Origin of the sequence: Leptothrix cholodnii SP-6 (assembly GCF_000019785.1) — a bacterium.
Classification (GTDB): domain Bacteria; phylum Pseudomonadota; class Gammaproteobacteria; order Burkholderiales; family Burkholderiaceae_C; genus Sphaerotilus; species Sphaerotilus cholodnii.
On record NC_010524.1, the window covers coordinates 3,736,723 to 3,760,204 of the forward strand.

General features: G+C 69.0%; 21 protein-coding genes. 9 read left to right on the plus strand and 12 right to left on the minus strand.

The annotated features are described in order from the left end of the window. Positions 1 to 5 precede the first annotated feature (5 nt). The 3 genes from LCHO_RS16755 to LCHO_RS16765 are packed head-to-tail and all read right to left on the minus strand — an operon-like array spanning position 6 to position 1,557. On the minus strand, positions 6 to 275 hold the full coding sequence (locus tag LCHO_RS16755; RefSeq protein ID WP_012348366.1) for an MmoB/DmpM family protein: 270 nt from the start codon (positions 273 to 275) through the stop codon (positions 6 to 8). A gap of 32 nt (positions 276 to 307) precedes the next feature. Next, positions 308 to 1,303, minus strand: a complete 996-nt coding sequence (locus LCHO_RS16760; protein ID WP_012348367.1) for an aromatic/alkene monooxygenase hydroxylase subunit beta — start codon at positions 1,301 to 1,303, stop codon at positions 308 to 310. Between the two features lie 47 nt (positions 1,304 to 1,350). Continuing rightward, a complete protein-coding gene (locus tag LCHO_RS16765) occupies positions 1,351 to 1,557 on the minus strand; it encodes a phenol hydroxylase subunit (RefSeq protein WP_043705690.1) in 207 nt (68 codons plus the stop codon). A 295-nt stretch (positions 1,558 to 1,852) separates the two neighbouring features. On the opposite strand from LCHO_RS16765, the gene LCHO_RS16770 reads away from it, so the two are divergent. Together LCHO_RS16770 and LCHO_RS16775 are read left to right on the plus strand one after the other, a co-directional pair. Then, positions 1,853 to 3,538 (plus strand): sigma-54-dependent Fis family transcriptional regulator, encoded by a 1,686-nt coding sequence (locus LCHO_RS16770; RefSeq protein WP_043704414.1) that lies wholly within the window; start codon positions 1,853 to 1,855, stop codon positions 3,536 to 3,538. Between the two features lie 10 nt (positions 3,539 to 3,548). Then, entirely contained in the window at positions 3,549 to 4,292 is a 744-nt protein-coding gene (locus LCHO_RS16775; RefSeq protein ID WP_012348370.1) for a GntR family transcriptional regulator, read from the plus strand. 49 nt (positions 4,293 to 4,341) lie between these two features. Here the strand turns inward: LCHO_RS16775 and LCHO_RS16780 are convergent, their stop codons facing one another. The 3 genes from LCHO_RS16780 to LCHO_RS16790 form a co-directional block, all read right to left on the minus strand. Then, positions 4,342 to 6,630 carry a response regulator gene (locus LCHO_RS16780; protein WP_012348371.1) on the minus strand — a complete coding sequence of 763 codons (2,289 nt, stop codon included), beginning with the start codon at positions 6,628 to 6,630 and terminating at the stop codon, positions 4,342 to 4,344. A 30-nt stretch (positions 6,631 to 6,660) separates the two neighbouring features. After that, on the minus strand, positions 6,661 to 7,509 hold the full coding sequence (locus tag LCHO_RS16785; protein ID WP_043704416.1) for a sulfurtransferase: 849 nt from the start codon (positions 7,507 to 7,509) through the stop codon (positions 6,661 to 6,663). An 86-nt stretch (positions 7,510 to 7,595) separates the two neighbouring features. Next, positions 7,596 to 8,498, minus strand: a complete 903-nt coding sequence (locus tag LCHO_RS16790) for a DMT family transporter (RefSeq protein WP_050757393.1) — start codon at positions 8,496 to 8,498, stop codon at positions 7,596 to 7,598. Between the two features lie 122 nt (positions 8,499 to 8,620). Here LCHO_RS16790 and LCHO_RS16795 point away from each other — a divergent pair, with 122 nt between their 5' ends. Beyond that, positions 8,621 to 9,766 carry a glycerophosphodiester phosphodiesterase gene (locus tag LCHO_RS16795; protein ID WP_012348374.1) on the plus strand — a complete coding sequence of 382 codons (1,146 nt, stop codon included), beginning with the start codon at positions 8,621 to 8,623 and terminating at the stop codon, positions 9,764 to 9,766. Between the two features lie 90 nt (positions 9,767 to 9,856). Here the strand turns inward: LCHO_RS16795 and LCHO_RS16800 are convergent, their stop codons facing one another. Beyond that, positions 9,857 to 10,999 (minus strand): aromatic ring-hydroxylating oxygenase subunit alpha, encoded by a 1,143-nt coding sequence (locus LCHO_RS16800; RefSeq protein WP_043705692.1) that lies wholly within the window; start codon positions 10,997 to 10,999, stop codon positions 9,857 to 9,859. Positions 11,000 to 11,242: 243 nt separating this feature from the next. Between LCHO_RS16800 and xseB the strand changes: the two genes are divergently transcribed. From xseB to dxs, 3 genes are read left to right on the plus strand one after another with little or no spacing between them, the layout of a single operon-like run. After that, complete coding sequence (xseB, locus tag LCHO_RS16805) at positions 11,243 to 11,488, plus strand: exodeoxyribonuclease VII small subunit (protein ID WP_012348376.1); 246 nt, start codon at positions 11,243 to 11,245, stop codon at positions 11,486 to 11,488. Further along, positions 11,485 to 12,381, plus strand: a complete 897-nt coding sequence (locus tag LCHO_RS16810) for a polyprenyl synthetase family protein (protein ID WP_012348377.1) — start codon at positions 11,485 to 11,487, stop codon at positions 12,379 to 12,381. The genes xseB and LCHO_RS16810 overlap by 4 nt, the downstream gene beginning before the upstream one ends. A gap of 35 nt (positions 12,382 to 12,416) precedes the next feature. Further along, positions 12,417 to 14,336 carry a 1-deoxy-D-xylulose-5-phosphate synthase gene (gene dxs, locus LCHO_RS16815; protein ID WP_012348378.1) on the plus strand — a complete coding sequence of 640 codons (1,920 nt, stop codon included), beginning with the start codon at positions 12,417 to 12,419 and terminating at the stop codon, positions 14,334 to 14,336. A 13-nt stretch (positions 14,337 to 14,349) separates the two neighbouring features. Here the strand turns inward: dxs and LCHO_RS16820 are convergent, their stop codons facing one another. After that, positions 14,350 to 15,393, minus strand: a complete 1,044-nt coding sequence (locus LCHO_RS16820; RefSeq protein ID WP_012348379.1) for a DnaJ C-terminal domain-containing protein — start codon at positions 15,391 to 15,393, stop codon at positions 14,350 to 14,352. Between the two features lie 123 nt (positions 15,394 to 15,516). Between LCHO_RS16820 and LCHO_RS16825 the strand changes: the two genes are divergently transcribed. Together LCHO_RS16825 and LCHO_RS16830 are read left to right on the plus strand one after the other, a co-directional pair. Continuing rightward, on the plus strand, positions 15,517 to 15,957 hold the full coding sequence (locus tag LCHO_RS16825) for an Hsp20/alpha crystallin family protein (protein WP_012348380.1): 441 nt from the start codon (positions 15,517 to 15,519) through the stop codon (positions 15,955 to 15,957). Positions 15,958 to 15,998: 41 nt separating this feature from the next. Continuing rightward, on the plus strand, positions 15,999 to 16,391 hold the full coding sequence (locus LCHO_RS16830) for an Hsp20/alpha crystallin family protein (protein WP_012348381.1): 393 nt from the start codon (positions 15,999 to 16,001) through the stop codon (positions 16,389 to 16,391). 33 nt (positions 16,392 to 16,424) lie between these two features. On the opposite strand, the gene LCHO_RS16835 is transcribed toward LCHO_RS16830, so the two are convergent. Beyond that, positions 16,425 to 16,745 (minus strand): c-type cytochrome, encoded by a 321-nt coding sequence (locus LCHO_RS16835; RefSeq protein ID WP_012348382.1) that lies wholly within the window; start codon positions 16,743 to 16,745, stop codon positions 16,425 to 16,427. 24 nt (positions 16,746 to 16,769) lie between these two features. After that, a complete protein-coding gene (locus LCHO_RS16840) occupies positions 16,770 to 18,038 on the minus strand; it encodes a PQQ-dependent sugar dehydrogenase (RefSeq protein ID WP_012348383.1) in 1,269 nt (422 codons plus the stop codon). Between the two features lie 257 nt (positions 18,039 to 18,295). Between LCHO_RS16840 and LCHO_RS16845 the strand changes: the two genes are divergently transcribed. Then, the gene (locus LCHO_RS16845) at positions 18,296 to 20,251 is read left to right on the plus strand and encodes a sigma-54-dependent Fis family transcriptional regulator (RefSeq protein WP_012348384.1); all 1,956 of its coding nucleotides are present in this window, start codon (positions 18,296 to 18,298) and stop codon (positions 20,249 to 20,251) included. Position 20,252: 1 nt separating this feature from the next. Here the strand turns inward: LCHO_RS16845 and LCHO_RS16850 are convergent, their stop codons facing one another. Both LCHO_RS16850 and LCHO_RS16855 read right to left on the minus strand, forming a co-directional pair. Next, on the minus strand, positions 20,253 to 21,326 hold the full coding sequence (locus LCHO_RS16850; protein WP_012348385.1) for an aminopeptidase: 1,074 nt from the start codon (positions 21,324 to 21,326) through the stop codon (positions 20,253 to 20,255). After that, positions 21,323 to 23,446, minus strand: a complete 2,124-nt coding sequence (locus tag LCHO_RS16855) for a molybdopterin-containing oxidoreductase family protein (RefSeq protein WP_012348386.1) — start codon at positions 23,444 to 23,446, stop codon at positions 21,323 to 21,325. The genes LCHO_RS16850 and LCHO_RS16855 overlap by 4 nt, the downstream gene beginning before the upstream one ends. Between the last annotated feature and the right edge of the window lie 36 nt (positions 23,447 to 23,482).

Here is a 23,482-nt window from a genome sequence, read left to right on the forward strand (position 1 = left end):
TTGATTCAGTGCTGCCAGCTGAGCGTCAGCTGATCGTCGTCTTCGTCGATGTGGCCGGACAGCGTCACCAGATTGACGTGGATGGCCTGCAGGTCATAGGGGCGGCCGGTCTGGGCCTCGATCGTTTCGCGGCGGATCGTCAGGCGGTCGGGCGCGTCGATCTTGACCAGGCCGGGCGAGTGCACCACCACCGCGGCGGGGTTGTCGGCCACGATCGCGTCGATCACCGGGCGCGAGTCTTCGTTGTGCTGGAAGGCGATGAATACGTTGGACATGCGGGTTCCTTGACGGGTGAAGAGCGCAGCGTTCAGGCGCCGACGCCGGCCTTGCGGCAGCGCTCGGTGACTCGGGCGCGGGCCTCGCCGAGGGCCTCGTTGCCGGCCTCGCCCAGCGCCAGCTGCGCCACCGGGGCGAGTGCCGCCTCGGCCCGTTCGCTCCACTGCGCCACCCACTGCTGCAGCAGGCCGCGGTTGGTTTCGCTCGCTGCCGCCGCGGTCTTGATCACCGCATCGACCCAGCGTGCGCTTTCGTCGTGCCACTCGGGCATGAAGGCGGTCAGCATCGCCACCGCGGTGCCGCCCTGCAAGGCGATGTGCTCGTCGACGAAACTGCCGTAGATCAGCGGGTACAGCAGGCCGTCGAGCGCCAGGTTCTGCGCCACGAACAGCTCGAACGGATCCTTCACCACCAGCGTGTCTTCGACGTAGCGGCGCAGGCCCTGCCAGCGCGGATCGTCGAGCCAGGCCTGCTTGCCTTCGTCGAGCACCGACGGGTCGTCGAGCGCCAGGCCCAGACGGGTCAGGTACTGCGCCACCGCGAGGTTGTCCATCGCGTGGAACATCGCCGGCGCGGTGAAGGCGGTACCCCAGCCGTAGGCGCAGACCGAGGCGTTGTTCATGTTGGCGCCCCAGGCGGCGTGGCGCAGCGGCATCAGCACTGCCAGGGCCTGGTGGCGCACGGCGTCGGGGATCTTGTCGACCATGCCGCGCGAGTCGACGAACTGGAAGTTCGATTCCATCGCGTCCTGCTGGCGCGCCCGGGTCATGGTCCAGTTGGCGTAATAGAACTGGCGCGGATCCTTGAGCACGTACCAGTCGGCCAGCACGATGGCGCTGCGGCTGGCGTCGAACAGCTCGTGTGTCGGATCCCAGGTCGGCCGGTAATGGAAGTTCACCATCGGCTGCGCGCCGAAGGTGGCCTCCTGGTAACGCGACGCCACCTTGTCGCCGCCGATGTATTGGGCAACGTGGGCGTAGGTGTTGCGCAAGGGCTGGATCTCGCGCGCCTGCAGGTCGATGTTCATCGGGACTTGTCTCCTCGGGGGTGGGACGGGGCTCTGTGTGGCCCGGATCAGAGGTCCAGCCGGATGACCCGGTTGGTGCTGCAGAACTCGGTGAATGCGGCCTCGGGCAGCAGCAGCTCGACCGCCAGCTCGGGCCAGCCGATCGAGAACTCGAAGGCCACCAGGCCGTCGGCACGCCGCTCGGTGAGCCGCACGTAGCGGCGCGAGGGGTCGCAGACAACGGGTTCCTGTTCGGGTGTGGGTTGGGGGTTCATGCGCTGGATCGAGGCGGCTTGCATGTCGATCACAACGCACGGGCTGTGCCAGTCGAGCCGTCGACATCCCAATAATCTCGATAATTCAGGGAAAACCCCGAACGACGAGCCCCCGCTGAAACCGGTCAGCCAGGCGGCTTCTGGCGTCTCGACACCTCGTTACAGTGATTTGTGCACAGCAGCATGATGATTTCATCAGGATGATGAAGTGCGATCTGCTGAAATGATCAAATCATTCATCGACCCCGGGACAACGCTGTGGCGCGCCAGATGCCTGTTTATCGATAATCTGCCGATGGAACCCCATTCGATGCCGCCCCTGCCGCCGGACGCCGACCTGCGCCGGCTGGTCAACTTCTCGGCCTCGGACGGCCGTATCTGGCTGGCCGGCCACCGCATGCTGCTGGTCCACGCCGAGGCGCTGGGCAGCCTGCGGCGCGAGCTGATGCAGAGCATCGGCCGCGAGCAGACGCGCCGGGTGCTGATGCGCGCCGGCTACGCCGCGGGCCAGCGCGACGCGGCGCTGGCGCGGCAGGTGCGCCCGGGCGCGTCGATGTTCGACCTGTTCGCGGTCGGGCCACAGCTGCACATGCTCGAAGGCGCGGTGCAGGTCACGCCCGAACGTTTCGAGCTCGACATGGCCAGCGGCCACCACGTCGGCGTGTTCCGCTGGGATCACTCGTGGGAGGTCGAGACCCATCTGCGCGACTTCGGCCCGCAGGACGAGCCGGTGTGCTGGATGCTGATCGGCTACGCCTCGGGTTACGTCAGCGCCTTCATGGGCCAGCGGGTGATCTACCGCGAACTTCAATGCAGCGGCTGCGGCCATGCGCATTGCCGCATCGAGGGCCGGCCGCAGTCGGCCTGGCCGGACGGCGATCTGCTGGCGCGCGACTACGACCCCGATTCGCTGCTGGTGCGCATCGAGGATCTGCAGTCCGAGGTCGAGACGCTGCGCTCCACCCTCGCGCCGCGTGACGACTTGGGCGAGCTGATCGGCCAGTCACGCGCCTTCCAGCGTGCCGCCGAGCTGCTGCGCAAGGCCGCGGCCACGCAGGTGACGGTGCTGCTGACCGGCGAGACCGGGGTCGGCAAGGAGCGTTTTGCACGCGCCCTGCACGCGATGAGCACGCGCGCCGATCGGCCGTTCGTCGCGATCAACTGCGCCGCGCTGCCGGCCGATCTGATCGAGAGCGAGCTGTTCGGCGCCGAAAAAGGCGCCTACACCGGCGCCGGTGCGGCGCGCGCCGGGCGCTTCGAGCGCGCCGACGGCGGCACGCTGTTTCTCGACGAGCTGGGTGAGCTGCCGCTGCCGGCGCAGGCCAAGCTGCTGCGCGTGCTGCAGCACGGCGAGATCGAGCGCCTGGGCAGCACGCAGGCGCGCCGCGTCGACGTTCGGGTGGTGGCGGCGACCAACGTCGACCTGGAGGCGGCGGTGGCGGCCGGGCGCTTCCGGCGCGACCTGATGTACCGGCTCAACGTCTACCCGATCCGCATCCCGCCGCTGCGCGAGCGGGTCGAGGACATCGAGCCGCTGGCGCTGCACCTGCTGCAGCACTTCGCCACGCTGCATCAGAAACGCGTGCAGGGCCTGACCGACCGCGCGCTGGAGGCCATGCGCCACTACGCCTGGCCGGGCAATGTGCGCGAACTCGAGAACCTGATCGAGCGCGGCATCATCGTCGCCGGCGCCGGCCAGCCGGTCGACATCGACGACCTGTTCCCGACCCCGCCGGGCCAGACCACCGTGACGGTCAACGCCGCCGGTGCGTTGGAGCGCGGCGCGCCGGCCCAGATCGACACGCTCTACGACGAGGTGCTGCGCCACGGCCTGAGCCTGGATGCACTCGAAGACGGCCTGATCCAGGAGGCCGTGCAGCGCAACGGTGGCAACCTGGCCGCCGCCGCCCGGGCGCTCGGCCTGACCCGCCCGCAGCTGAGCTACCGGCTCAGCCGCGTGCGCGAACGCTCGCGCGATTGAGGGCCGAGAGATGGCAAAACGATCTTTTCTGAGCGATCCGGCAAGCGACGGCGTGACCGTGAACGGCGGCAGCAATGGCAACGTCAGCGGCTCGCGCACGCTGATCGAACGCGCTTATGCGCAGCTGCGCGACGACATCGTCGAAGGCCGGCTGACACCGGGCGACAAGCTGCGGGTCGAGCACCTGAAAGACCGTTACGCGGTCAGCGCCGGCACGCTGCGCGAGGCGATCACGCGGCTGGTGAGCGACGCGCTGGTGCTGGCCGAAGGGCAGCGCGGCTTCCGCGTGGCGCCGATCACGATCGAGGATCTGGAAGACCTGACGCGGCTGCGCGTGCACATCGAGATCGACGCGTTGCGGCTGTCGATCCGCCACGGCGATGCGGCCTGGCGCGCGCGGCTGCAGGCGGTGTTCGACGAGCTGTCGGCCGTCGAGCAGCCGATCGAGCCCGCACATCGTCGGCACTGGGAGTCGCTCAACAACCGCTTCCACGAGACGCTGGTCAGCGGCTGCAACTCGGCCTGGACGAACAAGGTGCTGCGCCAGCTGGCCCAGCACGGCGAACGCTACCGGCGCTACGCGATCAGCCTGCCCGACACCGGCCGCGACGTGCACGCCGAACACCGGCAGATCTTCGAGCTGGCGATGTCGGGCCAGGAGGCGCGTGCGGCGCTGGCGCTGGAGGCGCACATCCGCGCCACGCCGGACCTGCTGCGGCGCCGGCATCGGGAAGGGCTGGTCACCGGCTTCTAGGGGTGTGACGTGGTGCGGTGCGAGCCGTCGGATCGCCGATGCGATCTCGTCACGGGCCAAGCCACTTGAGCAGGGTGTCATAGAGCTTGTCGGGGTCAACAGGCTTCAACAGGAAGTCATTCATGCCCGATGCCAGGCACCGCTGCACATCGTCATTGAATGCATTCGCCGTCATGGCCACGATGGGAATGTCCTTGCCACCTTCCAGCTGCCGAATGGCTTGGGTGGCCGTCACGCCGTCCATTCTGGGCATCTGCATGTCCATCAGTGCCAGTGCGTAGGTGCCCGGTCGGGCCTTGCCGATCATCGCGACGGCCTCTTCGCCGTTTTCTGCCAGGTCGCAGACCAGACCGACCTCTTCCAGGATCGCCCGCGCCACCTGCTGGTTGATCTCGTTGTCCTCGACCAGCAAGATTCGTGTCCCGGCCCACCTGTGCTGCAATTGCACGGCCGCCGCGTTCTCGGTTGGCATGGTCGAGTCAAGGTTTTCAACGTCCGTCTTCTTCAGGCGCACCGTGAACCAGAAGGTGCTGCCTTCACCCAGAACACTGGCTGCCCCCGCATCCCCACCCATCAACTGAGCCAGCCGCCGGGTGATCACCAATCCAAGACCGGTTCCACCAAAGTTGCGAACCGTCGAGGCATCGGCCTGCTCGAATGGGGAAAACAATCGGCTCATGGCCTGCGCAGAGATTCCGATCCCCGTGTCGATGACCTCGAAACGGAGCAGGATCGAATCCTGATCCTCTTCTTCCCTGACGGCGCGCACGGTCACAGATCCCGTCCTGGTGAACTTGATCGCGTTGCTGACGAGGTTGAGCAGCGCTTGCGTGATGCGAGTCAGATCGCCCAGCAGTCGCGGAGGCAGGAAATCCAGTTCGGTCTTGAGCTTGATGCCCTTGGCATGGGCTGCCTCGGCCACCATGGAGCACACGTTGACCGGCAGTACGCGAACATCCAGCCGTTCTTGCGACAGGTGGAACTTGCCCGCCTCGATCTTCGACAGGTCGAGGATGTCGTTGATGATGCCGAGCAGATGTTTGCCGGAGGCCTCGATCAAACCGAGCTTGTCTGCGGTATCCGGTTCCTGTGGTTTTCTGAGCAAGAGAGCGGATAGACCGATGATGGCGTTCATCGGCGTGCGGATTTCATGGCTCATGTTGGCCAGGAAACTGCCCTTGGCGAGATTGGCGGCTTCTGCTGCCAGCTTGGCATCGGACAAGGCGGCGGTCCGCTCCTCGACCATCGCCTCCAGGTGGTTTCGATGGCGCTCCAGCTCGGCTTCCGCCAGCTTGAGTTTGGTGATGTCGACCGCCACCCCGACCCAGACCGTCTCGCCGTTCAAGCGCCGTATCGGCCCCGAGCGAACGTGCAACCAGACTTTTCGTCCATCGCTCGGATTGAACAGCAGCACGCCGGCATATTCGGTCAGCTCGCGCAGGCAGCGTGCTTCGTCCTGCAGGTATTGCGCACGAGAATCCGGCGCCATCAAGGCGAACAGCGGCTGCGCATCGACCCTCAATGCAGCGGGACTGAGGCCGAGCATCTTCTCGACACCCGCGCTGATGTAGCTGAAGGCCCGCTTGCCATCGCCCATCTCGAACTGATAGACGAAACCATCGGGCAGGTTGTCGCCGATGGAGCGCAACTGCGCCTCACTGTCTCGCAGGCGTGATTCGCTGATCGCGTATTCATGTTCGATGCGCTGGGAATTCATGCTGACCAGCGTCAATGTCATCAATTGCACGGTCAGTATCTGCGCCATGGCATAAAGACTGCCAAAGCCTTTCAAGGCTTCGAACGCGGTGTTGACATCCGGATGGCTGAGCTGATGGGCGATGCGCACGAAGGACAGGACGGCAAACACCAGCATCCAGAGTGCCAGCATGACATCGTTCGAACCGAAGTACGGCGGTCGGTCACGCAGGGTGACGATGGCTGTCGTGATGCTCAGGATGCCGGCCAAGACGCAATAGATGACGATGCGCGCATCGATCTGGGCGGGGTCGAGGCTGTAGTAGCCGAACACGACGAAGAAAATGACTGCCAACAGCCCTTCCCAGCGATGGCTGACCTGATAGCCGCGGAAAACCAGCATGCCGCGCAGCAGCAGCAGCAGGCCGCCCAGCAGCGTGGCATTGCGCAACACCCGCACGATCCAGGCTTGCGGCATGGCCCCGGGCACGAGCATCGCCGCTCCCAGCGCAAGACACGCGACACCGGCGGTCCAGAAACCGAATCCGGGATAGGTCTTGCGTGTGCGCAAGACCACGAACATGACGAGTGCCGCGGCGGACGAAAGCAGCGCGTTGGTGCTCAGCAGCGTGGCGGTATCCATGGCGACTCACCCCGACCCAGGGCGACGCCGTCAGCCGCGCGCCACCGGCCGCGCCGGGTCGCTGCACCACTCGCTCCACGAGCCCGGGTAGAGCTGCGAGCCGGCCAGGCCGGCCACGTCCATCGCCAGCAGGTTGTGGCAGGCGGTGACGCCCGAGCCGCACTGGTGCACCACCTCGGCGGCCGGGCGGCCTGACAGCAGCGGCGCAAAGCCCGCGCGCAAGGCGTCGGCCGGCAGGAAACGGCCGTCCGCGCCGAGGTTCTGCGTGAACGGCCGGTTCAATGCGCCGGGGATGTGGCCGGCCACCGGGTCGAGCGGCTCGACGTCACCGCGGTAACGCTCGGCGCCGCGGGCGTCGATCAGCACCGGGCGGCCGAGCGTGGCCTGCAGCGTGGCAGCGTCGATCGTGGGCATGGCCAGGTCGGCCGGCAGCGGGTAGTCGGCCACCGGCGCAGGCGCCGGCACGACACCGCTTTCGAGCGCGCCGCCGGCCTGCTGCCAGGCCTTCAGGCCGCCGTCGAGCACCGCCACCTCGCGGTGGCCGAGCCAGCGCAGCATCCACCAGGCGCGCGCGGCGAACATGCCGCCCTGGGTGTCGTAGATCACCACGGCTTGCGCGGGGGTGACGCCGAGCTGGCCGAGCGTGTGCGCGAAGGCCGGCGCCGTCGGCAAGGGGTGGCGGCCGCCGCACAGCGCAGCGGCGCTGTCCTTCGTGCTCAGGTGGCGATCCAGATCGAGGTAGGCGGCGCCGGGCAGGTGGCCTTCGGCGTAGGCCGCCGCGCCGGCCAGCGGCTGGGAGAGCTCGAAGCGGGCATCGAACAGCAGCACGCCGCTCAGGCGAGAGGCGAGCTCGGCAGCGCTGATCAGGGGTGCGGGCAAGGAGGGGGTGTGGGCGCTGGACATGGTCTGCGGTTGAACGTCGGGATTGCAAAAGGAACCGGTCGCGAACGCGTGCAACCGGCGGCTCATTCGATCTCGGGCGAGAGCGTGTCCGGCCCGCCGGTCTGATCATGGCGACGCTGGCGCAGGCGTGCCGCGGCGATGCCGGCCACCACCACCATCAGCATGCCGGCCACCGACATCCAGTGCACCGGATCGTCGAACAGCAGCACGCTGTAGACGAAGGCGAAGGCGATGCCGAGGTAGTTCAGGCTGGCGTTCACCAGCGGGCGGCCGATGGCGTAGGCGCGGGTCATCAGCCACTGCGCGCCGGTGGCGGACAGGCCGGCCGCCAGCAGCATCAGCGCGCCCTCGACCGTGTGATCGTGGAAGCTGCCGAGCAGCACCGTCAGCAGCGCGCCGGCCAGCATGCCGCCGCACGAGAAATAGAACACCACCCGCCCCTCGGGCTCGCCGATGCGCCCGAGCGCGGTGATCTGCAGGTAGGCCATCGCCGACAGCACGCCCGACAGCAGCCCGATCAGCCCGTACCAGAGCTGCGAGCCGTCGATGGTGGGCCGCAGGATCAGCGCCACGCCGACGAAGCCGGCCAGCACGGTGGCCACCAGCCGGCCGTCGACCCGTGAGCCGCCCACCATCACGGCGCCGCCGATCAGGAACAGCGCCATCCAGACCGAGGACATGTAGTTGAGCGTCATGCCGGTGGCCAGCGGCAGGCCGGAGATCGAATAGAACCACAGGCACAGCGCCGTGACGCCGCTGATGCTGCGCCAGAAGTGCATGCCCGGCACCGTGGTGCGCAGGCTGACGCCCTGCCAGCGGGTCAGCGCGCCCATCAGCAGCAGGCCGATCAGGCCGCGGTACATCACGATCTCGCCGGTGCCGTACCAGGCCGAGGCGAGCTTGACGCACACGCCCATGCTGGCGAACAGGAAGGTGGCGCAGACCATCATCAGGGGAGCAGACATGGGATGCGATCGTAGCCGCGGCAACCAGCGGTGCCTGTCATCGCGTCGACACGCGCTCTCACCAAGATGCGCTCTCGCGTCGTACCTCCCTCTCAGCAACGAGCCGTCAACGGCCCATCGACATGCGCATCAAGCCCATCATCGCGATCTCGGCACTGGCCGTCCTGCAAGCCTGCGGCGGCGGCGACGACAGCTCGCCCGCCCTCCAGTTCAAGACCTTGTCGGGCGCTGCCCCGCTGGTGATCGGCCATCGTGGCGCCAGCGGCGAGTTGCCCGAGCACACGCTGGAGTCGTACGAGCGCGCGATCGCGCGCGGTGCCGACTTCATCGAGCCCGATCTGGTGCTGACCTCCGATGGCGTCATGATCGCCCGCCACGAGCCGATGCTCGACGGCACCACCGACGTGGCCGTCAAGTTCCCCGGCCGCCAGACCACCAAGGTGCTCGATGGCGTGTCGACCACGGCCTACTTCGCCAGCGACTTCACGCTCGCCGAGATCAAGACGCTGCGCGCCATCCAGGCCCGGGCCGGCCGCTCGACCGCGTTCGACGGCCTCTACGGCATCCCGACGCTGGCCGAGGTGATCACCCTCGCGCAGACCAAGGGCGCCGCTGCCGGCCGCACCGTGGGCATCTACCCGGAGATCAAGCACTCGACCTTCCACGCCGGCCTGTTCGGGGCCAACGTGTTCGAGGACAAGCTGGTCGCGACGCTGCACCCGATCTACGGCAATTCGGGCACCGCGCCGGTGTTCATCCAGTCGTTCGAGGTGTCCAACCTGCAGTACCTCAACACCCAGACCGACATCCGCCTGGTGCAGCTGATCGACGCCGACGATGTCAACGCCGACGGCTCGATGTCGCTGGTCGCGCCGTTCCGCCAGCCCTACGACTTCGTGGTGGCGGGTGATGCGCGCCTGTTCTCCGACCTGCTGAGCGACGCCGGCCTGACCTTCGTGAAGACCTATGCCGATGCGGTCGGCCCGTGGAAGCCCTATCTCGTCAAGACGGTCAACGACGGCGTGGAACGCACCGGCGACAGCACGCTGACGATCAACGACCGACGCGTCGACGGCAGCACCGGCGTGATCGAAGCCGCACACGCCAAGGGCCTGCTGGTGCACACCTGGACCTTCCGCGACGACGCCAGCGGCTACGGCTTCAAGGATCCGAAGGCCGAGATGCAGTACTACATGAAGCTCGGCATCGACGGCGTGTTCACCGACTTCCCGGCCACCGGCGTCGCGGCGCTGAAGGAACTGCGCTGACAGAACCCGACCGGCGCTGACGCCGCGCCAAAAGGAAAGGCCCGCTCGTGCGGGCCTTTCATCTTTCACAGGGACCGGACGGCCCGCGGATCAGTCGATCGCCGCGTCGCCCATCTGGCGGCGATACCACTCGTGGAAGTGCTGCATGCCGTCTTCCATCGGGCTCTGGTAGGGGCCGAACTCGTTGTCGCCGCGCTTCAGCAGCGCCAGGCGTCCGGCGTCCATGCGCTCGCCGATCTCGTCGTCCTCGATGCAGGTTTCCATGTACGCGGCCTGCTGGGCCTCGACATAGTCACGCTCGAAGGCGGCGATCTCCTCGGGGTAGTAGAACTCCACCGTGTTGAGCGTCTTGGTCGGGCTGATCGGCTGCAGCGTCGACACCGTCAGCACGTTGGGATACCACTCCACCATGATGTGCGGGTAGTAGGTCAGCCAGATCGCGCCGTGCTTGGGCGTGACGCCGTTCTGGAAACGCAGCACCTGTTCGTGCCAGCGCTCGTAGACCGGCGAACCCGAGCGCCCCAGCGCCTTGCCCGCGCCCTGCGCCACGCCGACGGTCTGCACCGAGTACTCGCGGCCCATCTCCCAGCGCAGGTCTTCGCAGGTGACGAAGTTGCCCAGGCCGGGGTGGAACGGGCCGACGTGGTAGTCCTCGAGGTAGACCTCGATGAAGGTCTTCCAGTTGTAGTTGCACTCGTGCTGGATGACCTTGTCGAAGACATAACCCTCGAAGTCGAGCTCGGCACGCGGCCCCAGGCCCGCCAGGTCGGCAGCGACGTCACGGCCCTGACCGTCCACGTTCGCCTCGAAGACCAGCCCGTTCCAGATCTGCACCGGGTAGTTGCGCAGGTTCAGGCACGGGTCTTCCTTGAAGTGCGGCGCGCCGATCAGCTGGCCGTCGAGGCCGTAGGTCCAGCGGTGCAGCGGGCACACCACGTTGGAGCCGGTGTTGCCACGGCCCTTGAGCATCACCGCCTGGCGGTGCCGGCAGACGTTGGACACCAGCTCGACGCCTTGGGCCGTGCGCACCAGCGCGCGGCCCTCGCCTTCGTTGGCCAGGGCCTGGTAATCGCCGACCTCGGGCACCATGCGCTCGTGCCCGAGGTAGCGTGGTCCGGAGGGGAAGATCTGGCGCATCTCCTTGTCGAAGAGTGCCTGGTCGAAATAGCTGCTGACCGGCAGTTGCGTGCGGCTTCTCTGTAGAGCTTCGAGTGTGATGCTCAGGTCGGACATGATCCCCAGGATCTCCAAGTGCATGTCGAACCACCACCCCTGACGGCCCGGCTTGGGCAGACAGAAAAAGGATGCGTGTCGACCGTTGGATCGGGCGATCAGGCTGGCGGAAGGTTCGAATGCCAGACTGCGCTCGCGGCGGAACACGCGGGCCGGGGTGGGCGGACGCCCAAGACGGGCACGGGATTGTAGCCACCGTGCACTGATCGGCCGCCTACAATCCAAGGCTTTCTCGAACATCTCATGCCCACCAAGAGCGCCCCTGCATCCGTCCCTGCCGAACCCGCCAGCTACGAGCAGGCACTGCAGGAACTGGAGCGGCTGGTGGTCAGCATGGAAAACGCCCAACTGCCGCTCGACCAGCTGCTCGACAGCTACAAGCGCGGCGCCCAGCTGCTGAGCCACTGCCGCGCCCGGCTCGAAGCCGTCGAACAGCAGGTGCAGGTGCTCGAGGCCGGACAACTCAAGCCCTGGAACGACGCCCCATGAGTGCCTCCCCGTTCGACGACTGGATGCGCACCGCGCTCGATCAGGTCGAGATCGAACTCGATCGCCAGGTGCCCGCCGACGCCCCCGCCGAACTCGGCCTGGCGATGCGCTACGGCGTGCTCGACGGCGGCAAGCGCCTGCGCCCGCTGCTGGTGCTGGCGGCGGCCGGCTGTGTCGACGGCCACCCCGAGGCGGCCCTGCGCGCGGCCTGCGCGGTCGAGCTGATCCACGCCTATTCGCTGATCCACGACGACATGCCGTGCATGGACAACGACGTGCTGCGGCGCGGCAAGCCCACCGTGCACGTGCAGTACGGCGAGGCCCGCGCGATGCTGGCCGGCGACGCGATGCAGGCGCTGGCCTTCGAGGTGCTGACGCCCGAAGACACCGACGATGGCGTGCCGCCGGCGCTGCAGGCGCGCCTGTGCAGCCTGCTGGCGCGCGCCTCGGGCGTGCTCGGCATGGCCGGTGGCCAGGCCATCGACCTGGCCCACGTGGGCAAGCAGATGGACGAGGCCGCCCTGCAGGACATGCACGGCCGCAAGACCGGCGCCCTGCTGCAGGCCAGCGTGCTGATGGGCGCGGCCTGCGGCCGGACCACCCCGGCGCAATGGCAGGCACTGGCCGACTACGGCTGGGCGATCGGTCTGGCGTTCCAGGTGGTCGACGACATCCTCGACGTCACGCAGTGCGCCGAAACCCTGGGCAAGACCGCCGGCAAGGACGCCGACCAGAACAAGCCGACCTATGTCTCGCTGCTCGGACTCGAAGGCGCCCGCGAGCGCGCCCAGTCCTTGCATGCCCAAGCCCACGCCGCGCTCGAACGCGGCGCATTCGCCGACGCGCGCTGGCTGGCCACCCTGGCCGACCGCGTGGTCGAGCGAGATTCCTGATACCGGCCTCGGCCTGCAGCCCCACGGAAGCCCCGATGAACGCCCAACCGCTGCTCCCCCGCATCCAGTCGCCGGCCGACGTGCGCCGGCTGTCCCGCGCCGAACTCAAGCAGCTGGCTGACGAACTGCGCGAGTTCGTGCTGCAAAGCGTCTCGCGCACCGGCGGCCACCTGTCGTCCAACCTCGGCACGGTCGAGCTGACCGTCGCGCTGCACCATGTCTTCGACACGCCCGAAGACCGGCTGGTGTGGGACGTGGGCCACCAGACCTATCCGCACAAGATCCTCACCGGCCGGCGCGACCGCATGAGCACGCTGCGCCAGCTCGGCGGCCTGAGCGGCTTTCCGCGCCGCGACGAGAGCGAGTACGACACCTTCGGCACGGCGCACTCCAGCACCTCGATCTCGGCCGCGCTCGGCATGGCACTGGCCGCCCAGCAGAAGGGCGAGAAGCGCCACGCGGTGGCCATCATCGGCGACGGCTCGATGACCGCCGGCATGGCCTTCGAGGCGCTCAACAACGGCGGCATGCCGCACGCCGGTCGCGTGCCCAACCTGCTGGTGATCCTCAACGACAACGACATGTCGATCAGCCCGCCGGTGGGCGCGCTCAACAAGTACCTGGCCCGGCTGCTGAGCGGGCGTTTCTATGCCGCCGCGCGCGAGGGCGCCAAGAGCGTGCTCAAGTCGGCGCCGACGCTGTTCGAGCTGGCGCGCCGCTTCGAGGAACACGCCAAGGGCATGGTCGTGCCGGGCACGATCTTCGAGGAGTTCGGCTTCAACTACGTCGGCCCGATCGACGGCCATGACCTCGACGCGCTGATCCCCACGCTCGAGAACCTGCGCGACAAGCCCGGCGCGCAGTTCCTGCACGTCGTCACCAAGAAGGGCTACGGCTACAAGCTGGCCGAGGCCGACCCGATCGCCTATCACGGCCCCGGCAAGTTCGACCCGCAGATCGGCCTGGTCAAGCCGGCCACGCCGCCCAAGACCACCTTCACCCAGGTGTTCGGGCAATGGCTGTGCGACATGGCCGCCGCCGACCCCAAGCTGGTGGCGATCACGCCGGCCATGCGCGAGGGCTCGGGCATGGTCGAGTTCCACAAGCGTTTCCCCGAGCGCTATCACGACGTCGGCATCGCCGAGCAGCATGCCGTCACCTTCGCCGCCGGCCTGGCCTGCGAAGGACTGCGGCCGGTGGTGGCGATCTACTCCACCTTCCTGCAGCGGGCCTACGACCAGCTGATCCACGACGTGGCGCTGCAGAACCTGCCCATGGTGTTTGCGCTCGACCGCGCCGGGCTGGTCGGGGCCGACGGCGCCACCCATGCCGGCGCCTACGACATCGCCTTCGTGCGCTGCATCCCGAACATGTCGCTGCTGGCGCCGGCCGACGAGGCCGAGACACGCCGCGCGCTGAGCACCGCCTTCGCCCATGACGGCCCGGTGGCCGTGCGTTATCCGCGTGGCAGCGGTGCCGGCACCGCCGTCGAAACCGGCTTCGAGACGCTGCCCTGGGGCCGCGGTGAAGTGCGCCGCCAGGCCGGCGGTCACGTGCGCGGCCCGCGCATCGCCATCCTCGCCTTCGGCACCCTGCTCTACCCGGCGCTGGCCGCGGCCGAGAAGCTCGATGCCACGGTCGCCAACATGCGCTTCATCAAGCCGCTCGACGCCGCGCTGGTCGAACAGCTGGCACGCACGCACGACGCGCTGGTGACGGTCGAAGAAGGCTGCCTGATGGGCGGCGCCGGCTCGGCGGTGCTGGAAGCCCTGCAGGCCGCCGGCCTGCAGACGCCGGTGCTGACGCTCGGCCTGCCCGACCAGTTCATCGAACACGGCGACCCGGCCCTGCTGCTGGCCGCCTGCGGGCTCGACAGCGCCGGCATCGAGGCGGCGATCCAGAAGCGCTTCTGCGCCAGCGCGCCCAGCCACCTGCGCCCAGTCGCCAACGGCTGAGGAGCGGGCTTCCTCAGGCCGCGCGGTCGCTGTCTTCGGCCGGCGCGGCGCGGCGTTCGGCCTCGGCACGCGCCACCTTGCGGGCGTCGAAATCGCTCAGCTCGGCGGCCATCTGCTCGTAAAGCTTGCGCGCCCGCGGATCGAAGGCGCTCGGCAGCAGCACCTTCAGCACCAGGTCGAGGTCGCCGGCCGGTGCCGCGGCCGATGCCGCCGGCAGCCCGCGCCCGCGCACGGTCAGCTGGGCACCGCTCTGCGCGCCGCTGGGCACCCGCACCTTCAGGCTCGATCCGTCGGGCAGCTCGACCGGCACCACCGCACCGAGCGCGGCCTCCCAGGGCGCCAGCGGCAGGTCGGCGATCAGGTTGGCGCCGTCGACCGTGAACAGCGGGTGGGCGCGGAAATGCACCTCCAGGAACAGGTCGCCCGGCTGCGCGCCGCTGACGCCCTCGCCGCCCTGCCCGGCCAGGCGGATCTGCTGGCCGGGGCGGATGCCGGCGGGGATGCGCACGTCGAGCGTGCGCGGCGCGAGCGAGACGCGGCCGTGTTCGTCGCTGCGCGGGCTGCGCAGCGTGACCTGGCGGGTGGCACCTGAAAACGCATCGGCCAGGTCGAGCACGATCTTGGCGTGGTGGTCGGCGCCACGCACCTTGAAGCCGCCCGCGCCCCGCCCCGCCGCACGCCCGGGCCGACGCGCACCCCCGGCCATGCGGCCGAACAGCTGGTCGAAGAAGTCGCTGTGCCCGCCGGCCTCGTCGCCGCGGCCCCTGCCGTCGAAACCGCGGCCCGAAAACTCGAAACCGGCGTCCCAGTCGGGCGGCGGCGTGAAGCGCTCGCCCTGGCGGCGGCCCTGCGCGATGGCGTCGTAGGCGGCGCGCCGCTCGGTATCGGACAGCACCGCGTGCGCCTCGTTGACCTCGCTCATGCGCGCGGCGGCGTCGGGCTCCTTGCTGACGTCGGGGTGGAACTTGCGCGCCATGCGCCGGTAGGCCTTCTTGATGTCGTCGGCGCCGGCATCGCGCGAGACGCCGAGCAGCTGGTAGTAGTCCTTGAACTCCATGGCGATCTGATCCGTTTCACTGGGGTATTGAAAGCCAGCCGGCGCGACCCGAATTGAGGGAACGCAGCGGTTCGAAAGGACGCACGGGGCATCCTGACGAACCCTTTGTTTGGAGGAACCATCATGCTGTATCGAAGCTTGTTCCCGCGCGATGTTTTTGCCGAACTCGAGCGACTCCAGCAGGACATGCAAGGCACGTTCGACTACTCGCCAAGCATCCGCGGGCTCGGTCGCGGCGGTTATCCGGCGCTCAACGTGGGCAGCACGCCGACCTCGGTCGAGGTCTACGCCTTCGCGCCCGGCCTCGACCCGGCGGCCATCGAGGTCGATCTCGACCGCGGCGTGCTGACCCTGGCCGGCGAGCGCAAGAGCGCCCTGCCGGCCCGGGACGAAAAGACCGCGCTGCACATCAACGAACGTTTTGCCGGGCGTTTCCGGCGCGTCGTCAGCCTGCCCGACGACATCGACCCGAACGCGGTCAGCGCCGACTACCGCGACGGCGTGCTGCACGTGAGCATCCAGCGCAAGGCGTCGGCCCAGCCGCGCCGCATCGCGGTGCAGTGACCGGCGCGAACGCTCACCCTTGCAGACTCAGGAGAACGACGATGAATGCCGTGACCCAAACCCGGGACAAGACCCTGGAATCCACCCCCCCGGCCCGCCAGGAGCCCGCGCTGCTGACACCGGTCGACGTGATCGAAGACGCCACCGGCATCACGCTGTATGCCGACCTGCCCGGCGTGGCGCGCGACAAGCTGAACCTGAAGGTCGAAGGCGACCAGCTCGGCATCGACGCCGAGCTGGCGCTGCCGATGCCGCAAGGCCTGGAGGTCAGCCACGCCGAGGTGACGCTGCAGCGCTGGCGCCGCACCTTCACGCTCAGCAAGGAGCTCGACGCCGACCAGGTCAGCGCCGAGCTCAGCCAGGGCGTGCTGCGCGTGCACATCCCGAAGGCAGCGCACGCGCAGCCGCGCAAGATCAGCGTGCAGGTGAGCTGATCGCGCGCCGGATCGCCGGGTCGGGCCGCTGCGTCAGGGCGGCGGCCTGACCTCGATCTGCAGCGAGGCGAACCAGGCCGAGAGCTGCTCGATGTCGGCATCGCTCAGCGGCTTGGCGATCACGTTCATCACCGCGTGCTTGCGCTCGCCGCTGCGGAAGGCCCGCAGCTGCTGGCTCAGGTAGGTGGCGGGCTGGGCGGCGAGGTGTGGCGCATCGGGCGCCGTGCCCATGCCCAGCGGCCCGTGACACACCGCGCAGGCGCGGGACTTGGCCCGCCCCTGGGCGATGTCGTCGGCCGTGGCCACGCCGCATGAGGCGGCGAGTGCCACGGCCAGGGCCGCGCGAGAGAACATCGATTTCACCGACGCGGCCCCCACTTACGGCGCGCTGTAGCTGATGCGGTAGAGCGCGCCGGCGAAGTCGTCGCTGACGAGCATCGAGCCGTCCTTCATCATCGCCACGTCGACCGGGCGGCCGCGGTAGAGGCCGGTGTCGGCGTCGAGCCAGCCGTCGGCGAACACCTCGGTCTTGTCGGCCGTGCCGTCGGCTTTCAGGCTGGTGAACATGATGCGCGCGCCGATCGGTGTGGTGCGGTTCCACGAGCCGTGCTGGGCCGAGAACAGGCCGCCCTGGTACTTGGCCGGGAAGGTCTTGCCGGTGTAGAACGCCAGGCCCAGATCGGCCGCATGCGCGTCCATGTAGACCTGCGGGTCGGTGATGTTGGCGGGCAGCGGATCCTTGTCGTAGCCGAAGTCGGTCATGCGCGTCTTGCCCTGCTTCCACGGGTAGCCGAAGAACTGGCCGGCCCGGGTGGCGCGGTTGATCTCGCCGTTGGGGATGTCGTCGCCCATGCCGTCGGTCTGGTTGTCGGTGAACCAGACGGTCTTGTCCTTGGGGTTGAACTCGATGCCCACCGAGTTGCGGATGCCGGTGGCGTAGACCTCGCGCTTGGAGCCGTCAAAGGCGTTCATGCGCACGATGCCGCCGATGCCGACCTTGTTGAACAGGTCGATCTTGTTGCGCGGCTGCACGTTGTAGGGCTGGCCGAGGGTGATGTAGAGCATGCCGTCCGGGCCGATGCGGCAGGTGCGCGCGTGGTGGTTGTACGACTCCTCCTCGGGCGGGATCAGCTTGCCTTGCGCCACGGTCTCGATCACCGCCACGTCGCCGCCTTCGTAGAAGAACTCGGCGGCCGGGAAGTTGAGCACCCGGTTGTGCTCGACCACGATCAGGAAGCCGTCCTTGGTCCAGCACACGCCGTTGGGCACGTGGAACTTGGCCGACGGCGCGAACGGCTTGACCTCGTCGGCCACGCCGTCGCTGTTGCGGTCGGTGACGGCCCAGACGGTGCTCTTGCGGGTGCCGACGAACAGCATGTTGGTGCTCGGCGCCACCGCCATGTGGCGCGCATCGGGCACCACCGCGTAGAGCTCGATCTTGAAGCCCGGCGGCAGCTTGACGCGCTTGAGGTTCTCGCGCAGCGCGGCGGCGTTCTTGCCCTCCTGCGGCACCGGCGGCATCGACGGGTCGACGCCCGACACCTTCATCTGCTTGAGGTTCTCGATGTTCGGCGCCTGCGCCTGTACCGCGCCCGCCACCAGCAAGGCCACCGCGGTGGCCAGTGCGCCCAAAGTGAATGTCTTCATGCCTGTGTCTCCAGACGGAATCGATGTTGTGGAACCCGCGCCGCTGCCGGCGCCAAGCTCTGCGTACGCAATGGCTGTACCAATTCGGGAACACCCTCGACCCGTGCGAGCGTGCCCGGGCAGCACGACAGCCGCGCTGTCCAGACCTGCAACCCGAGCCTGCTCAACTGTCCAGAATCTGTGCAGTTGCGCGGCCCGGGTCGCACTGCTACTGTCAATTCCACCAAGCCGACGCTGATTGGCCCGAGGAGACAGACATGATCGAACCCCACCAGCGCCAGATGGCGCATGCGCATGCCGTGATGGCACGCGGCAGCGCGATGCCACCCGACGGCATGCCATCCGCCGACATCCTCGACAGCTGGGTGCGCTGCATGCAGACCGGACTCGACGCCCGCGCCACCACCTCGATCGAGGTGGTCGAAGCCGCCGACCTGGCCGAACGGCGCGAGCGTGCCGGCGTGACGCGCCGGCTGGCACGGGCCGAGCTCGAGACGCTGGCGCAGCAGATCGCCGGCTCGAACTTCCTGCTCGCCTTTGCCGACCAGGAGGGCGTGATCCTCGACCTCTACGCCGACAACCGCTTCACGATGAACGGCCGCGGCGCCGGCATCGTGGCGGGCAGCTGCTGGACCGAGGCGCTGTGCGGCACCAACGGCCTGGGCACCGCGCTGGCCACCGGCCGCTCGGTGGCGGTGACGGGGCTGGAGCACTACCTGCTGCAGCTCGGCGAGATCTCCTGCACCGCCGCGCCGGTGCGCGACGCGCTGGGCGACATCGTCGGCGTGCTCGACGCCTCGTCCTACTTCGAATCACGCCAGCGCCACACCCAGGCGCTGGTGCAGATGGCCGCCACCCACATCGAGAACGGCCTGCTGGTGCATCAGATGCGCGCGCGGCTGGTGCTGGCCGTGCACCCGCGGCCGGAGTTCATCGGCACGCTCAGCGCCGGCCTGCTGGCCTTCGACACCGAGGGCCGTGTGTGCGCCTTCAACAGCCGTGCAGCGAGTCTGCTGACGGGGCTCGAACTCGCGCGAGGCAGCGCCTTCGACCTGCTGTTCGACGAACCCTTCGAGCGTTTCGTCGCCAAGCTGCGCCACTCCGGCCAGCTGCGCCTGCGCGATGCGCTGGGCAGCATCGTCTATGCCGCACCGGTGCACCTGCCAGCCAGCCATCCGGTGCCTCGTGTGCCCGGCCTGGTCGTCCATCCGACACGAGCGCGCGGTGCACCGGCACACGAGCGACCGGCGCGGACCAGCCATGCCACGGCGGACAGCGTCGACCCGCCACCCGCTTTCGTGGCCAACTTCGTGGCCGGTTTCGTGGCCGACGACCCCGCGGTGCGCGCCGCCATGCGCACGGTGGCGTCGGCGGTGCGGCTGCGGGTGCCGATCCTGATCCACGGCGAGACCGGCACCGGCAAGGAACTGCTGGCGCACCACGCCCATGCCGTGAGCGGCCGACAGGGCGAGTTCGTGGCGGTCAACTGCGGCGCACTCCCGGCCGAGCTGTTCGAGGCCGAGCTGTTCGGCTACGCCGGCGGCTCGTTCACCGGCGCGCGACGCGAAGGCAGCGCCGGCCTGATCGCCCGCGCCGACGGCGGCACGCTGCTGCTCGACGAACTCGGCGAGCTGCCGCTGGCGCTGCAGGCGGCGCTGCTGCGTTTTCTGGACGACCAGCGCGTGCGCCCGGTCGGCAGCACCACCACGCGCCAGGTCGACGTGCAGCTGCTCGCCGCCACCCACGTCGACCTGGAGGCCGAGGTGCAGGCGCGGCGCTTCCGGGCCGACCTGCTGTACCGGCTCGACACCGTGCGGGTCGACCTGCCACCGCTGCGCCGGCGCAGCGACTTCGGTGCCATCGCGCACACCGTGCTGCAGGCCATCGACCGCAGCGCCCGCATCGGCGACGACGCGATCGCGGCGCTCTCGCAGCACGCCTGGAGCGGCAACATGCGCGAGCTGCGCTCGGTGCTGACGCGGGCGTTGCTGGCGTGCGAGAGCAGCCGCATCGAACGCGCCGACATCGAACAGGTGCTGCCGGCGCTGGCGCCATCGGCCGCGCCGATCTCGGTGCTGCAGCAAGGCGCGCTGGCGCAGGTGCTGCGCGAGTTCGAGCGCACCGGCCACAGCGTCAGCCAGACCTCGCGCAACCTGGGCGTGTCGCGCACCACGGTCTATCGCTACCTGCGCGAAGGCAGCGCGGCGCGCTGATTCAGGGCCGCGCCAGCGCGGCCGTTCGCTCGGCGGCGGGCAAGGCGGCCAGGCGCTGCACCTCGGCGTAGAAACGTGGCCAGTCGCGGCCCTGGCGCTCGAACAGGCGCTCGAAATCGCCGACCTGCGCGTTGTAGGCCGCCAGCACGCCGATGCGGGCGTTGTTGATGCCGGCAAACCAGCCGTCGTAGCCGGCAAAACCGCCCCACGCGCCGGCCTTCAGCGCGGCATGTTCGGCGCGCGCGCGCTCGATCAGCTCGGCCTTGCGGCGGCGCTTCTCGTCGTCGCCGATCGGGCTGCGGTACATCGCGTCGAGGTCCTGGCGCAGCGCCATCGTGAGGCGCCGGAAGTCGTCGCGCCGCGCGTCCGCCTGCGCGCTCTGGGTGCGGATGCGCTCCTGCTGCGCCGCCGGCTGTTCGGCCAGCCAGCGGGCGCTGCCGATGCGCTCGACCGCGGTGGCGAACGACTCGTTGAAGGTGGTGTCGCCCGACGCATACGCCACCTGGTGCGACAGCTCGTGGAAGATCAGCCGCGCCAGCTCGATCTCGCTGTAGCTGGTGACAAAGGTGTTGAGCAGCGGATCGGCAAAGAAACGGCCCGGGATCTTGCCGAGCGTCGAATACGCGGGCACGCCGTAGACCATCGTTTCAAGGCCCTGCGCCTTCAACTCATCAGCCTCGACCTGCGCATCAGCCTGGGCGTAATAACCGCGGTAGCCGACGCAGCCCACCACCGGGAAACACCAGGTCTTGAGCTGCAGGCTCAGCTCGGGCGCGGCCACCACGTTCCAGACCGCGGCGCTGCGGCCGAGATCGGCGTAGCGGCGGTAGCTGGCGTTGTCGGGCAGGTGCAGCGCGGTGACGGCGTAATCGCGCAGGCGCTGGCTGAGTTCGAGCCGCTCGCGCAGGGCCGGCGCCAGGCCGGGCTCGGCCAGCACCTCGTCGACCGGCTTGGCGGCGTTCAGCAGCTTGAGGTGGCCGCCGGTCGACTGCCACAGATAGCCGATCTGCGCGCAGCCGCTCAAAGCCACGGCGGCAACTACGACCAATGCGACCCGGGCGGCACGCGCACTCATGCCGCCTCGACCTCCACCAGCACGTCGTAGAAACACGGCGCCGCGCCGATGTCGGTCAGGCGCTGGTGCGTCAGCTCGTTGACGTTGGTGCCGCGTGGCCCGAGCTTGCGCCACCACACGCCCAGGCCGTTGACCACGCCCGGCCGCGCCCGGTTGCTGATGCGCGCGGCGCAGTGGTAGCTGCCGCGGTCGTTGAACACCCGCACCAACGCGCCGTCGACCAGGCGGCGTGCGACCGCGTCATCGGGATGGATCTCGACGATCGGCTCGCCCTCGATGTCGCGCAGGCTCTTGACGTTGACGAAGCTGGAGTTGAGGAAGTTGCGCGCCGGCGGCGAGATCATCGCCAGCGGGAAACGCTGCGCCAGCTCCGGCGCCGAGGCCGCGCTTTCGTAGGGCGGCAGATGTGTCGGCAGGCCGAGGCCGGGCACGCTGACCTGGACGCGGCCGTCGGCGGTCGGGAAACCGCCGTCGGCAAACGGCGCCAGCGCGATCGGCAGGCGCTGCCAGCCGTGGCGGCGCAGCGCGTCGAAGTCGATGCTGTCGACGAAAGCCTGGCGGGCGAGCTGCTCGTCGCTGTCGGTGAAACACGCGTCATCGAAACCCATCGCGGCGGCCAGGCGGCGGAAGATCTCGGTGTTGGGCAGCGCCTCGCCGAGCGGCGCGATCGCCCGCTCGTTGATCAGCACGTCGGTGTGGCCGTAGCTGGTGTGCACGTCGAGGTGTTCGAGCTGCGTGGTGGCGGGCAGCACGTAGTCGGCGTGGTCGGCGGTGTCGGTCAGGAAGTGTTCGAGCACGACGGTGAACAGGTCCTCGCGCGCAAAGCCCGCCACCACCTCGCGCGACTGCGGCGCCACCGCCACCGGGTTGCTGTTGTAGACGATCAGCGCCTCGATCTGCGGGCCGAAATCCGGCGACGACGGGCGCTGCAGATCGGCGCCGATGGTGCTCATGTTGATGGTGCGCGGGCGGCGGCCGGCGAGCAGGTCGGGGCGCTGCAGCGCGGCGTCGTTGCGCACGTTGCGATACCAGCCCGAGCTCGACAACAGCAGGCCGCCGGCCGGCTCGCGCCACGCGCCGGTCAGGCACGGCAGCAGCGCGATCAGCCGCACCGCGTTGCCGCCTCCGCGCACGCGCTGCATGCCGTAGTTGAGACGGATCGCGGCCGGGCGCGTCTGGCCGTAATCGGCGGCGAGCTGGCGGATCTGTTCGACCGGCAGGCCGCAGACCTGCGCCGCACGCTCGGGCGGCCATTGCAGCGCCTGCGCGCGCAGCGCCTCCCAGCCGTCGGGGCCGGCCTGCACGTGGCGGGCGATGTAGTCGGCGTCGAGCCAGTCGTTGACGATCAGCTCGTGCATCAGCGCCAGCGCGAGTGCGGCGTCGGTGCCGGGCAAGAGCGCGAGGTGCTCGTGGCAGCGGTCGGCGGTGTCGGTGCGGCGCGGATCGATGCAGACCAGCCGGGCGCCGGCCCGTTTGGCGCGCTGGGCGTAGGTCCAGAAATGCAGGTTCGACGCGATCGAGTTGCTGCCCCAGATCACGATCAGCCGGGCGTGCTCGAACTGCTGCACGTGCATGCCGACCTTGGCGCCGTAGGTGGCGGCGAGTGCGGCGCCACCGGCCGAGGCGCAGATGGTGCGGTCGAGCAGCGAGGCGCCCAGCTTGTGGAAGAACCGCGCCGCCATGCTCTCGCCCTGCAGCAGGCCCATCGTGCCGGCGTAGCTGTAGGGCACGATGGCCTGCGGGTCTCGCGCGGCGATCTCGCGCAGGCGGTTGGCGATGTCGGCCAGCGCCTCGTCCCAGCCCACGCGCACGAACTGGCCGCTGCCTTTGGGGCCGACACGCTTGAGCGGATGCAGCACCCGCTCGGCGTGATGCGTGCGCTCGGCGTAACGAGAGACCTTGGTGCACAGCGCGCCGTGGGTGGTCTCGTGTTCGTGCCAGCCCTGCACGTGGATGACACGCTCGGCGCCCGGCTCGCCCTGCACCGTGACCTTGAGGGCGCAGGTGTCGGGGCAGTCGTGCGGGCAGGCGCCATGCACGATGCGGGTCGGCTGGCCCGTGGTGATCGGGGTGGGATCGGCGGCGGGGCCGAGGGTCGAAACGGTGGCTGTGGCGCTCATGCCGTCATCATGGCATGGGCGTCGCATGCCCCGATG